This window comes from Demequina capsici (assembly GCF_032102965.1).
Lineage (GTDB): Bacteria > Actinomycetota > Actinomycetes > Actinomycetales > Demequinaceae > Demequina > Demequina capsici.
The window spans coordinates 283,299-295,937 of record NZ_CP134880.1; the positions used below are offsets into that span (position 1 = coordinate 283,299).

10 protein-coding genes are annotated in these 12,639 nt (G+C 68.3%); 8 read left to right on the plus strand and 2 right to left on the minus strand.

The features are described 5' to 3' along the window. The first annotated feature begins 147 nt into the window (after positions 1-147). From RN607_RS01445 to RN607_RS01480, 8 genes are all read left to right on the plus strand, one after another. On the plus strand, positions 148-1,155 hold the full coding sequence (locus RN607_RS01445; RefSeq protein ID WP_313543860.1) for a LacI family DNA-binding transcriptional regulator: 1,008 nt from the start codon (positions 148-150) through the stop codon (positions 1,153-1,155). Positions 1,156-1,288: 133 nt separating this feature from the next. Beyond that, positions 1,289-2,002 (plus strand): L-ribulose-5-phosphate 4-epimerase, encoded by a 714-nt coding sequence (locus tag RN607_RS01450; RefSeq protein ID WP_313499058.1) that lies wholly within the window; start codon positions 1,289-1,291, stop codon positions 2,000-2,002. After that, positions 1,999-3,504, plus strand: a complete 1,506-nt coding sequence (araA, locus tag RN607_RS01455) for an L-arabinose isomerase (protein ID WP_313543862.1) — start codon at positions 1,999-2,001, stop codon at positions 3,502-3,504. The genes RN607_RS01450 and araA overlap by 4 nt, the downstream gene beginning before the upstream one ends. A 161-nt stretch (positions 3,505-3,665) precedes the next feature. Beyond that, positions 3,666-4,829, plus strand: a complete 1,164-nt coding sequence (gene chvE, locus RN607_RS01460; protein WP_313543865.1) for a multiple monosaccharide ABC transporter substrate-binding protein — start codon at positions 3,666-3,668, stop codon at positions 4,827-4,829. 102 nt (positions 4,830-4,931) lie between these two features. Next, on the plus strand, positions 4,932-6,506 hold the full coding sequence (gene mmsA, locus RN607_RS01465) for a multiple monosaccharide ABC transporter ATP-binding protein (protein WP_313499068.1): 1,575 nt from the start codon (positions 4,932-4,934) through the stop codon (positions 6,504-6,506). Then, complete coding sequence (gene mmsB / locus RN607_RS01470; RefSeq protein WP_313499071.1) at positions 6,506-7,732, plus strand: multiple monosaccharide ABC transporter permease; 1,227 nt, start codon at positions 6,506-6,508, stop codon at positions 7,730-7,732. The genes mmsA and mmsB overlap by 1 nt, the downstream gene beginning before the upstream one ends. A gap of 220 nt (positions 7,733-7,952) precedes the next feature. Beyond that, on the plus strand, positions 7,953-8,441 hold the full coding sequence (locus tag RN607_RS01475) for a beta-class carbonic anhydrase (RefSeq protein WP_313499074.1): 489 nt from the start codon (positions 7,953-7,955) through the stop codon (positions 8,439-8,441). A gap of 10 nt (positions 8,442-8,451) precedes the next feature. After that, positions 8,452-9,174 (plus strand): flavodoxin family protein, encoded by a 723-nt coding sequence (locus RN607_RS01480; protein WP_313543866.1) that lies wholly within the window; start codon positions 8,452-8,454, stop codon positions 9,172-9,174. Positions 9,175-9,469: 295 nt separating this feature from the next. On the opposite strand, the gene RN607_RS01485 is transcribed toward RN607_RS01480, so the two are convergent. Further along, complete coding sequence (locus tag RN607_RS01485; RefSeq protein ID WP_313499079.1) at positions 9,470-10,087, minus strand: SIMPL domain-containing protein; 618 nt, start codon at positions 10,085-10,087, stop codon at positions 9,470-9,472. A gap of 92 nt (positions 10,088-10,179) precedes the next feature. Continuing rightward, on the minus strand, positions 10,180-12,561 hold the full coding sequence (locus tag RN607_RS01490; protein WP_313543868.1) for a glycoside hydrolase family 3 C-terminal domain-containing protein: 2,382 nt from the start codon (positions 12,559-12,561) through the stop codon (positions 10,180-10,182). Positions 12,562-12,639: the final 78 nt, after the last annotated feature.

Consider the following 12,639-nt stretch of genomic DNA (forward strand, 5'->3'; position numbering starts at 1 on the left):
GTGAACATCGTCCGGCGGAGGAGGCTCCGTCACGAGGGCACATGGTCCCGCGTCGTGCAACGCCGCACCGAGGGTCCTGTGCCGTGGCGACCGCGGCCGGAGACGAGGGCTGTGCAGCGCAGTCCCTGACGTCCCGAGGAGGTAGCGATGGGCCGAGGAGCCCGCGGTCCGAGCATGCACGACGTCGCGTCGTTGGCAGGGGTCTCGCATCAGACCGTCTCCCGTGTGCTGAACGGCTTCGAAGGAATCCGACCCGAGACGCGGCAGCGGGTGCTCGACGCGATCGAGGAGCTCGGGTATCGCCGCAACCTCGCCGCGCGGTCGCTCGCCACCGGGCGCACCGGCGTCGTCGGCGTCCTCGCCCCCGACAACCCCACGTTCGGTGCGACCTCGAGCCTCTACGCCGTCGAGAGCGCCTTGCGCGGCGCCGGCCTCCAGCCCCTCATCACCACCACCTCGGGCAAGGCCGAGTCGGTGGAGAGCGCGCTCGAGTTCCTCTACGGACGTGCTGTCGAGGCGCTCGTGGTGATGGCGCCGTCCAGGTCGGTGCTCGAGGTGCACGACCGCATGGGCGCCGAGGTGCCGACGGCGTACCTTCTCACGGGCGACGAGCGCGGCGTGTGGTCCGTGTCGACCGACCAGACCGCCGGCGCCGAGCTGCTGGTCGAGACGCTCATCGAGGCCGGGCATCGCTGGATCCAGCACGTCCGCGGTCCTGTGGACTCCACGGAGGCCGAGCTGCGAGCCGCCGCCTACATCGCCACCATGGGCCGGCGTGCTCTGCCCACCCTGCCGGTGCTGGTGGGGGACTGGAGCCCCCAGTCGGGCTACGGGGCGTTCGCCCGGCTCGACCCGCGGACCACGGCGGTGTTCTGCGGCAACGACCAGATGGCGATCGGCCTGATCCATGCAGCGGTCGAGGCGGGGATCAGGGTGCCTGACGACCTCAGCGTCGTGGGCTTCGACGACATCCCCGAGGCCGCTCACACCCTGCCGCCGCTGACGACGGTCCGTCAGGACTTCAGGTCCGTGGGGCGGCTCGCCGTCCAGCTCCTGCAGGCGACCCTCGAGGGAACGGAGCAGCCGTCGACCGCGCCGCTGTCGCCTCAGCTGGTGGCGCGCGGCTCCGTCGCACCGCCGGGCGAGCGCGGCTGACGGCCCGCTGAGAAGCTTCCACAGGCATCGTGCCTGGTGAGGCGTCGAACGGGGCTGATCGGGACCTCGGTCCCGCGTGAACCCCCAGAATGTTAGCGTTATCATCTAGTCACCGAAGGCAAGGAGGCCCTCCATGAGCGACCACGATGTCGCTGCCATCGAGGCGGCAGTCGCCGACCTCAGGAAGCAGGTCAGCGACCTGCACGCTCAGCTCCCCGACAACGGGCTGGTCATGTGGACCGGCGGCAACGTGTCGGGACGCGTCCCCGGGCATGACCTCTTCGTCATCAAGCCCTCCGGCGTGATGTACCCGGACCTCGCTCCCGAGAACATGATCGTGTGCGACCTCGACGGCAACGCGATCCCCGGCACGCTCGGCTCGGACCGCTCGCCCAGCTCCGACACCGCCGCCCACGCGTACGTCTACCGCACCATGCCGCACGTCGGCGGAGTGGTCCACACCCACTCGCCGTACGCGACCGCCTGGGCGGCGCGCAACGAGGAGATCCCTTGCGTCATTACAGGCATGGCTGACGAGTTCGGCGGGCCCATCCCCGTCGGCCCCTTCGCCATCATCGGCGACGACTCGATCGGCCGCGGCATCGTCGCGACCCTCGACGGGCACCGCTCCCGCGCGGTGCTCATGGCCAACCACGGCGTGTTCACCATCGGCAAGGACGCCAAGGACGCCGTCAAGGCCGCGGTGATGTGCGAGGACGTCGCACGCACCGTCCACATCGCCAAGCAGGGCGGAGAGCTGGTCCCGATCCCTCAGGACAAGATCGACGCCCTCTTCAACCGCTACCAGAACGTCTACGGACAGAAGCCGCAGGGAGGCATGGCATGACCGGGATCGTCCCGAACCTCGCCGAGTACGAGGTCTGGTTCCTCACGGGGTCGCAGACCCTCTACGGGCCCGAGGTGCTGGCGCAGGTCGCCGAGCAGTCGCAGGGCGTCGTCGACCTGCTGAAGGAGTCGGGCGACGTGCCCGTCACCGTCGTCTGGAAGCCGGTCGTCAAGAGCCGTGACGAGATCCTCGACACGATCATGGCCGCGAACGCCGACCCGAAGGTCATCGGCATCATCACCTGGATGCACACCTTCTCCCCGGCGAAGATGTGGATCTCGGGCCTCAACGCCCTCCAGAAGCCGATGCTGCACCTGCACACGCAGGCCAATGTCGACCTTCCGTGGGACACGATCGACTTCGACTTCATGAACCTCAACCAGGCCGCCCACGGCGACCGCGAGTTCGGGTACATCGAGTCGCGCCTGGCGATCCCCCGCACCACCGTCGTCGGCCACGCGTCGAACCCCGAGGTGTCCACCCGCATCGGCGAGTGGAGCCGCGCCGCCGCCGGTCGCCTCGCCGCCTTCGACATGAAGGTCGCACGCTTCGGCGACAACATGCGCTACGTCGCCGTCACCGAGGGCGACAAGACCGAGGCCGAGACGGTCTTCGGGACCCAGATCAACACGTGGGGCATCAACGAGCTCGTCGAGCGCGTCGACGCAGCCACCGACGAGCAGATCGACGCGCTCGTCGCCGAGTACCTCGACCTGTACGACGTGGTCGACTCCCTCAAGCCGGGCGGTGAGAAGCACGAGTCGCTGCGCTACGGCGCCGCGGTCGAGATCGGCCTGCGCGCATTCCTCGAGGAGGGCGGCTTCTCCGCCTTCACCGACACCTTCGAGGACCTGGGCGGGCTCAAGCAGCTTCCCGGCCTCGCGGTCCAGCGCCTCATGGCCGACGGCTACGGCTTCGGTGCCGAGGGCGACTGGAAGACCGCGATGCTCGTGCGCATCGCCGCGGTCATGGGTGCGGGCCGTCCCGGCGGCGCGAGCCTCATGGAGGACTACACGTACCACCTCTCGGTGGGCGAGGAGCTGTCGCTCGGCGCCCACATGCTCGAGGTGAGCCCGTCGCTGAGCTCCAAGAAGGCGAGCCTCGAGGTGCACCCGCTCGGCATCGGCGGCAAGGACGACCCGGTCCGCTTGGTCTTCACGGCAGACCCGGGCCCGGCGATCGTCGTCGCCATGTCCGACGTCCGCAACCGCTTCCGGCTCGTCGCCGCAGAGGTCGACAACGTGGACCTCCCGGCGCCCATGCCGCACCTGCCGGTGGGTCGTGCCGTCTGGCGCTCGCGTCCGGACTTCGCCACCGCGACCACCTGCTGGCTCGAGGCGGGCGCCGCGCATCACACCGTGATGTCGACGCAGACCTCGCTCGCCTGCTGGAAGGACTTCGCCCGCATGCTCGGCGTCGAGCTCGCGACGATCACGCAGGACACGACGATCGAGGGATTCACGCGCGACCTGGCGCTGAACTCCAGGATCTACGCGGAATAAAACACCAGGTAGAAGGCATGTCGAACCGGTATCGGCGATCGCGCGAAGTTAGTTACGTGATCGTGACCTGACCGGCTTGACGGGCCGATGTGAACGCAAACACAATGGCTGTACCACCGTTCCCATGCACTGTGGCATGGGGTGGATCTCAAGGAGGAGATATGAAGGCAAAGCAGCTTTTCGCTGCCGCAGCCGGTGCCGCGATGGCGCTGACTCTCGCGGCGTGCAGCGGCGGGGGAGCCGGAACCGGTGACTCGACCACCAGCGCCTCGACCGGCACCGGTGGCGATGGCACCGCCTACCGCATCGGTGTCGCGATGCCCACTCAGACGTCTGAGCGCTGGATCGCGGACGGCGACGCCGTCAAGTCCCAGCTGGAGGACCTCGGCTACACCGTCGACCTGCAGTACGGCAACGACGACATCCCGACCCAGGCCCAGCAGATCGACCAGATGATCACGAACGGTGCGAACCTTCTGATCATCGCCGCGATCGACGGCACCGCCCTCGCCAGCCAGCTGCAGACGGCTGCTGACAACGGCATCAAGGTCATCGCGTACGACCGCCTGATCCGCGACTCGGCGAACGTCGACTTCTACGTCACGTTCGACAACTTCGAGGTCGGCGTCCAGCAGGCCACCTCGCTGCTCGTCGGCTTGGGCATCCTCAACGAGGACGGCTCCCAGGGCACCGCGACCGGCCCGTTCAACATCGAGCTCTTCGCGGGTTCGCCTGACGACAACAACGCCGGATTCTTCTTCAACGGCGCCATGTCGATCCTGCAGCCGCTCATCGATGACGGCACGCTCGTCGTGAAGTCCGGCCAGACCGACTTCGACACCGTCGCGATCCTGCGCTGGCAGCAGGAGACGGCCCAGAAGCGCATGGAGGACCTGCTGACCTCCACGTACTCCGACGGCTCCAAGGTCGACGGCGTGCTGTCGCCCTACGACGGCCTGTCGCGCGGCATCATCACCGCGCTGTCGAACGCGGGCTACCCGGCCACCATCGCGGACGGTTTCCCGATCGTCACCGGTCAGGACGCTGAGATCGCCTCGGTCAAGCTGATCAACGACGACGTCCAGTTCTCGACGATCTTCAAGGACACCCGCAAGCTTGCGGCGCAGGCCGTCACCGCGGCGGACGACTTCCTGAAGGGCACCGAGCCTGAGGCGAACGACACCACCACGTACGACAACGGCGTCAAGGTCGTCCCGTCGTACCTGCTCAAGTCCGACATCGTCTACGCAGACACCATCCAGTCGCTGCTCATCGACAGCGGCTACTGGACTGCCGACGAGGTCGCCGCGGGCGTCGCCTCCTAACCAGGGCGAAGTCACACACAATCCCACGCTCGCGGTGCCGGCCCCCTTCGCCGGGGCCGGCACCGCGAGCCGGGAGCAGCCACATGTCAATGGAGAGGAACGATGGCTGAGAACATCCTTGAGATGCACTCCATCACCAAGACGTTCCCCGGAGTGAAGGCGTTGGAGGACGTCGAGCTCCGGGTTGCGAAGGGCGAGATCCACGCGATCTGCGGCGAGAACGGCGCCGGCAAGTCCACGCTCATGAAGGTGCTGTCGGGTGTGTACACCTACGGCACCTACGACGGGAAGATCGTTTACAACGGCGAGGAGGCGCGGTTCCACTCCATCAAGGACTCGGAGCACGCAGGCATCGTCATCATCCACCAGGAGCTGGCGCTCGTGCCGCACCTGACCGTCGCCGAGAACATCTTCCTCGGCAACGAGCGCAAGGGACGCTTCGGTCTCATCGACTGGAACGAGGCCAACACCCAGGCGACCGAGCTCATGCACACCGTCGGCCTCAACGAGAACCCGACGACCCCCGTCGGCCAGCTCGGCGTCGGCAAGCAGCAGCTCATCGAGATCGCCAAGGCCCTGTCCAAGAAGGTGGAGCTCCTCATCCTCGATGAGCCGACCGCGGCCCTGAACGACTCGGACTCCCAGCATCTGCTCGACCTGCTGAAGCGCCTCAAGGCTGAGCGCGGCATCACGTCGATCATGATCTCCCACAAGCTCAACGAGATCGAGTACGTCGCCGACACCACCACGATCATCCGTGACGGCCAGACGATCGAGACGCTCGACATGTCGCAGCCCGAGTCGACCCAGGACCGCATCATCCGCGGCATGGTCGGCCGCGAGCTCGAGAACCGCTACCCGCCGAAGACCGGCCGCAGCATCGGTCAGGAGCTCTTCCGGGTGGAGAACTGGTCCGTGCACCACCCGACGCAGCCCGGCCGCGTCGTCATCGACAATGCCTCCTTCGACGTGAAGGCGGGCGAGGTCATCGGCATCGCGGGACTGATGGGCGCCGGACGCACGGAGCTCGCCATGAGCGTCTTCGGGCGCACGTACGGACGCAACGCCACCGGCAAGGTCTTCAAGGCCGGCCAGGAGGTGCACACGCGCAGCGTCGCCGAATGCATCGCCAACGGCATCGCCTACGCCACCGAGGACCGCAAGCGCTACGGGCTCAACCTCATCGACGACATCCGCCACAACATCTCGTCCGCCGGCATCCACAAGCTGACGAACAAGGGCTGGATCGACACCAACGAGGAGCTCAAGGTCGCCCAGGACTACCGGGTCGCCATGAACATCAAGACTCCCTCGGTGCTCCAGAAGGCCGGCAACCTCTCTGGTGGAAACCAGCAGAAGGTCGTGCTGTCCAAGTGGATGTACACCGACGCGGACGTCGTGATCCTCGACGAGCCGACCCGCGGCATCGACGTGGGTGCGAAGTACGAGATCTACACGATCATCAACAAGCTGGCTGCCGAAGGCAAGGCCGTGGTGATCATCTCGTCCGAGCTCCCCGAGCTGCTGGGCACGTGCGACCGCATCTTCACCCTGGCGTTCGGCCGGATCACCGGCCAGCTGCCGATCGAACAGGCCACCCCTGAGGCCCTGATGAAACTGATGACCCAAGAACGAACCGCGAAGCCTGCTGGGGCTTCAGCTGGGGGGAGCAAGTAATGTCCACACCTGCAACGACGCAGAAGCCCTCTGAGGGAAGCGTCAACTCCATCGGGCAGTCGCTCAAGGAGACCTTCACCTCCAACCTGCGCCAGTCCGGCATCTTCATCGCGTTCATCGCGATCGTGATCGCCGGCGCCATCGCCACCAACGGCACCTTGCTGTCGGGCCAGAACGTCACGAACATCGTTCTGCAGTACTCGTACATCCTGGTGCTCGCCATCGGCATGGTGATCGTCATCATCGGCGGCCACATCGACCTGTCGGTCGGCTCAGTGGTGGCGTTCTCAGGCGCGATCTCCGCAGTCATCGTCATCAAGGGCGGGCAGCCCTGGTGGGTCGGCGTGATCGCCGCGCTCGCCGTGGGTGCGCTCGTCGGAGCGTGGCAGGGCTTCTGGGTGGCCTTCGTGGGCATCCCGGCGTTCATCACGACCCTGGCGGGCATGCTCATCTTCCGCGGCGCCACCTACCTGACGCTGAAGAATATCTCGCTCTCGCCCTTCCCCCCGGAGTACGCCAAGATCGGCACCGGATTCCAGAACGGTCTGTTCGGCGGCAACGGCTTCGACGTGTTCACGCTCGTCGTGTTCGCCGTCGCGGTCGCGGGCTACATCTTCACGCAGTTCCGCCAGCGCGCCGCGGCCGTCCGCTACAACCAGCACGTCACCGCCATCCCGCTGTTCATCGTGAAGCTGATCGCTGTCGCGGCCGTCGTCATGGGCTTCGCATGGCTCCTGGCCAACGACCGTGGTCTGCCGAACGTGCTGATCATCCTCGCCGTGCTCATCGTGATCTACACCCTGGTCACCACCCGCACCGTGTTCGGCCGCAACGTCTACGCGATCGGTGGAAACCTCACCGCAGCGACCCTGTCCGGTGTCAAGGTCAAGTGGGTCAACTTCGGCATCATGCTGAACATGGGCCTGCTGGCCGGTGTGGCGGGCGTGCTGTTCTCGGCTCGCTCGAACGGCGCCCAGCCGGGTGCTGGAAACATGTTCGAGCTCGACGCGATCGCCGCATCCTTCATCGGTGGCGCCGCCGTCACCGGTGGTGTCGGCAAGGTGACCGGCGCCATGATCGGTGGTCTGATCATGGCCACGATGACCAACGCGATGCAGCTGCTCGGCTACGAGCAGTCGATCCAGTACATCGTCAAGGGTCTGGTGCTTCTGCTGGCCGTCGCCTTCGACGTCTACAACAAGCGCCGCGCCGGAGCCACCCGCTAAGGGTCCAGCGCCACATCAACGCCCGAGGGGCCCCGCGGAATCGCGGGGCCCCTCGTCGCGTTCGCGTCCATGGTGGTCGTCCTCTGCGCGGTCGCGTGCGGAGGTGACTGACCGACGGCCGGCACTGGCGCGCGGACGGGCCGGTCGCGCTGTGTGCCCGCTGCTCGCCTACGCTGGGCACGAGCATCACCACGTTGACGACGAGACCGGGGAGGGTCCGATGGGAATCACCGACGAGCTGCTGAAGAACAACGTGACGTACGCCGAGGAGTACGTCCCCGACCGGCCGCTCAAGCCTGCGAAGCAGCTCGCGGTCGTGTCCTGCATGGACTCGAGGCTCGACATCTTCGCGCTGCTGGGACTCGAGATCGGTGATGCGCACATCATGCGTAACGCGGGCGGCGTCGTCACCGACGACATGATCCGCTCTCTCACGATCTCGCAGCGCAAGCTCGGCACCCGCGAGATCATCCTGATCCATCACACCGACTGCGGTGCGCTCACGTTCACGGACGACGAGCTGCGCAACCAGCTGCTTGAGGAGACCGGGCTCAAGCCCAGCTGGAGCCCTGAGAGCTTCGTGGACCTCGACGCGGATCTGCGCCAGTCGATGGAGCGCCTGCGCCGCAGCCCGTTCCTGGTGGACGCCACGCAGGTGCGCGGCTTCGTCTTCGACGTGCACACGGGCGAGCTGCGCGAGGTCATCTAGGAGGGGCATCATGGCCGGAAGCGACTTCACCGACCTCAGGGCCGTCTACGTCAACTGCACGCTGAAGCCCAGTCCTGAGCTGAGCCACACGCAGGGGCTCATGGACGAGTCGATCGCGATCATGCGAGCGCAGGGCGTGGACGTCGACGTCATCAGGGCGGTCGATCATGACATCCGGCCTGGCGTGTATCCGGACATGCGCGAGGCGGTGCCGGGCGGCGGGCAGGATGCGGATGACTGGCCGGCGCTGGCGGAGCGGGTGCTCGCGGCGGACATCCTCGTGCTCGGCACGCCGCTGTGGCTGGGCGACAAGTCGTCGATCGCCACGCGCGTGATCGAGCGTCTCTACGGCATGTCGGGCGCGCTCAACGACCGTGGGCAGTATCTCTACTACGGTCGGGCGGCTGGTGTGATCGTGACCGGCAACGAGGATGGAGTGAAGCACGTCGCGATGAACGTCCTGTACTCGCTCCAGCACCTGGGCTATGTGATCCCTCCGAACGCCGATGCGGGTTGGATCGGCGCGATCGGTCCTGGTCCGTCGTACCTCGATGAGGGCAGCGGCGGCCCGGAGACCGATTTCACCCAGCGCAACGTGACGTTCATGACGTGGAACCTGATGCATGCGGCGCGCTGGCTCAAGGACTCGGGCGGCTTCCCCGCGGGAGGCAACTCACGTGCGGGGTGGGATGCGGGTGAGCGGTTCGACCACCCGAACCCGGAGTATCGCTGACGGTCCGCCTCAGAGTTCCCTGAGGGGGACCATTGTCCCCGTTCGTCCGGTATCAGAAACGATAATGTTTCTACCAGGCGATCTGATCGCCCGATCGGTCGAGGATCCCAGCCGCCAGCTGGCTTGACCCCCCCCTTCGTGCCGCGGCTGCGCCGGGACTCGACCGATCCGCTCCGAGGCGTTCGATGGCGCGTCCCGGAGCGGCCTCACCGCTGCGGGCCCTCGGGGAGCACCATCCCCCTCCTTCCAGGACCCCCTGGGGGCCCGCACAGGCGGAGGCGCACGTGCCGGAGGCTCAGACCAGCTCCCACGCCACCGTGATCCGCACGGACGCCTCGACACCGCCGGGCTCCACGGGCATCGCTGCCGCAGCCCGCAGCTGCCGGGTCCCGATCTCGCAGTCGGGGGTCTCGTCGATCCGAAGGACGGAGCCCAGGCGCAGGCCCGCGTGCTCGGCGAGCTGCGTGGCCGAGCGCACCGCGTCCGCCCACGCGTGATCCCGTGCGCGGTCGCTCAGCTCCGCGCCATCCGCCACCGCGAGCACCACGCCGTCCAGGCGGGCAGCGTCGCCTGCCGCCGCGATCGCCGCCGTCAACACCTCGCCCAAGCGATGCAGGTGTGCCACCTCGATGATCAGCCGATGCTCCGCGGCATACCCGACCGTCGTCGAGACGCCCTTGTCGTGGCGCTCCACGGCCCGGATCTCGACCCCTGACGTGGTGGACCTGTCGGCCTCGATGCCATGCTCCGCCACGGCGGCCCGCACCAGGCGCACCGCCGCGTTCGCATCGGCGACGGCATCGGCCACTGTCGGGCGCTCCGCCTGGCAGCGCAGCCGGATGGTGGCGGAATCCGCCGGGGAGTTCGCGCGCCCCAGTCCGACGACGGTCACGGTCGGGCGCGCATCGGTCATGCCGCCAGCCTAGGGGCGGGTCGGGCCGCCGTCGCGGCGAGCCGTGACCAGGGCACGCGTGCCGCGGCGCCGTGAGCGCCACGCCGCCACCGTCAGCGTCGTGCGGAGCGGCGCGCGCGCCGTGCCTTGCCCGTGGTGACGTTGAGCATCCGGATGATCGTGTCGATCGCCGCGAGCGACACGCGACCGCCCGAAGCCATCGCGAGCGCGCGCATGGGAGTCGACTCGAAGAAGCCTGCGGCCACGGGGTCGTCATCGGCGGACGCGCCAAGCTCCCGCTCCGACATCCTCTTGATCGCGCCGCGCAGCACCATGCCCAGCCCGCTCAGGTTGAGCTCGCGCACGGTCGTCTCGCGGTCGAACGGCAGAGTGGGCGCAGGTGCGGGCACCGGGTGGCCGAGCAGAGCCGACAGCTCCGCGTCGTCGGCGGCAGGGCCGACAGGGGCGGGCACGGGCGTCACGTCGTCGCCGGCAGCGATCCTCACCGTCGCGCGCTGGCGGATGTCGGTCGACGACAGCCCGACACGCAGCTCGAACTCGCCGGCCTCCACGGCCCACCGCGACGCGCGCGCGTCGTACAGCGCGAAGGCGCGCTCGTCGAGCACGAGGCTGACCGTCGCGGTCTCGCCGGGCGCCAGGGTCACCTTCTGCCAGGCGCCGAGCTCCTGCTCAGGGCGGTGGACGGAGGCGGTCACGTCGTGCACGTACGCCTGCACGACGGTGGAGCCCGCGCGATCCCCGGTGTTCGCCACGTCCACGGACACCGTGCGCTTCGCGCCACGCCCTGTGGTGCGGATGCCGTCCACCTCGAACGTCGTGTAGCCGAGCCCGTACCCGAACGGGAAGCGTGCAGGCGTGTCCCAGGTGTCGTGGAACCGGTAGCCGACGTGCAGGTTCTCCCGGTACAGGACCTGCGTCGGGTGGACGGAGAAGGTGGCGTTCGAGGGCAGGTCGGCGCCGAGCACCGGGAACGACTCGGCGAGGCGTCCGCCAGGCTCCGCATCGCCTAGGAGCACATCCACGAGCGCGGACCCCGCGGCCTGACCGCCCAGATAGGACAGCAGGACTGCGCGTGGCCGGCTGGCCCACGGGAGCTCGACGGGCGCTCCTGCAGCGAGGACGACGACGGTGGACGGGTTCGCATCCAGCACCTCCTCGAGCAGCCGGGTGTGGCCGTGCGGAAGACGCAGGTGGCTCCTGTCGTAGCCCTCCGCCTCGTACGAGCTGGGCAGGCCGAGCATCAGGACCACCGTGTCCGACGCGGCGGCGACCCGGCGCGCCTGGGCGATCAGGGCGTCGTCGGTGTCCCCGGACCCGACGTCGTAGCCAGGGGCGTATGCGACATCGCCGTCCAGCCTGCCCACAAGCGCGTCGTAGGCGGTGTCCAGCCTGGTGGGGTTGACCTGCGACGAGCCTGCTCCCTGGTAGCGCGGCGTCTTGGCGAACGCGCCGATCAGCGCCACGGAGGCATCCTGCGGCAGAGGCAGCACGCCGTCGTTCGTGAGCAGGACCGAGCCCGCAGCGGCGGCGCGCCGAGCGAGCGCGTGGTGCGAGTCGGGGTCGACCGGCGCCTGGTCGGCGCGCGCGACGCGCTCGGCCTGGGCCCGCAGCGCGAGGGCGACCACGCGTGACGCCGCCAGGTCGAGGTCGGCCATGGCGAGCGAGCCTGACGCGAGCGCCTGCTTGACCTGGCTGTCCCACGTGCCGTTCGAGCCTGGCATCTCGAGGTCGAGCCCGGCGTGGATGCCCGCGGCGCGGTCTGCGACCGCGAACCAGTCGGACATCACCACGCCGTCGAAGCCCCACTCGTCACGCAGGATGTCGGTGAGGAGGCGACGGTGCTGGCTCGCATGCACCCCGTTGACCTTGTTGTACGAGCACATGACGGTCCACGGCTGCGACTCCTTGACCGCGATCTCGAAGCCGGTGAGGTAGAGCTCGCGAAGCGTGCGCTCGTCGACCACCGAGTCGGCGCGCATGCGGTCGCGCTCCTGGCTGTTGGCGGCGAAGTGCTTGAGGCACGCGCCCACGCCCTCGGACTGGATGCCCGTGACCATCGCGGCGGCCATGCGCCCGGCGACCAGCGGGTCCTCCGACAGGTACTCGAAGTTCCGCCCGCCCGCCGGGTGGCGCTTGATGTTGAGACCGGGGCCCAGGATGACGTCCACGCCCAGCTCGCGCGCCTCCCGGCCGAGCGCGGCGCCGATCTGCGTGGCGAGCTCGGGATCCCACGTGGCGCCGAGCGCGGAAGCCGTGGGGAAGCATGTGGCAGGGTCCGAGTCCCCGAGGCCGACATGGTCGGCGTCGGCGGCCTGATGACGCAGACCGTGCGGGCCGTCTGACAGCGACGCCGAAGGGATGCCGTGCTCCGGCATCGCGACCGTGTTCCAGAAGTCGGCGCCCGACACGAGGGCGACCTTCTGGTCGGTGGAGAGCGTCGCGACGATGTCCTTCGCGCGTGCCAGATCAGTCATCGGCGGTCCTTCGTGTCGCTCGGGCGAGGGGTCGCGAATCACACTATCCGACGAGGCGCGAGCCGCCGACAGGGGTCG

Excerpts from the sequence above, each read along its gene's own strand:
- chvE (WP_313543865.1), top strand. The coding sequence starts at position 3,666 with ATGAAGGCAAAGCAGCTTTTCGCTGCCGCAGCCGGTGCCGCGATGGCG.
- RN607_RS01485 (WP_313499079.1), bottom strand. The coding sequence starts at position 10,087 with ATGACCGATGCGCGCCCGACCGTGACCGTCGTCGGACTGGGGCGCGCG.
- RN607_RS01490 (WP_313543868.1), bottom strand. The coding sequence starts at position 12,561 with ATGACTGATCTGGCACGCGCGAAGGACATCGTCGCGACGCTCTCCACC.
- araA (WP_313543862.1), top strand. The coding sequence starts at position 1,999 with ATGACCGGGATCGTCCCGAACCTCGCCGAGTACGAGGTCTGGTTCCTC.
- RN607_RS01480 (WP_313543866.1), top strand. The coding sequence starts at position 8,452 with ATGGCCGGAAGCGACTTCACCGACCTCAGGGCCGTCTACGTCAACTGC.
- RN607_RS01450 (WP_313499058.1), top strand. The coding sequence starts at position 1,289 with ATGAGCGACCACGATGTCGCTGCCATCGAGGCGGCAGTCGCCGACCTC.
- mmsA (WP_313499068.1), top strand. The coding sequence starts at position 4,932 with ATGGCTGAGAACATCCTTGAGATGCACTCCATCACCAAGACGTTCCCC.
- mmsB (WP_313499071.1), top strand. The coding sequence starts at position 6,506 with ATGTCCACACCTGCAACGACGCAGAAGCCCTCTGAGGGAAGCGTCAAC.
- RN607_RS01475 (WP_313499074.1), top strand. The coding sequence starts at position 7,953 with ATGGGAATCACCGACGAGCTGCTGAAGAACAACGTGACGTACGCCGAG.
- RN607_RS01445 (WP_313543860.1), top strand. The coding sequence starts at position 148 with ATGGGCCGAGGAGCCCGCGGTCCGAGCATGCACGACGTCGCGTCGTTG.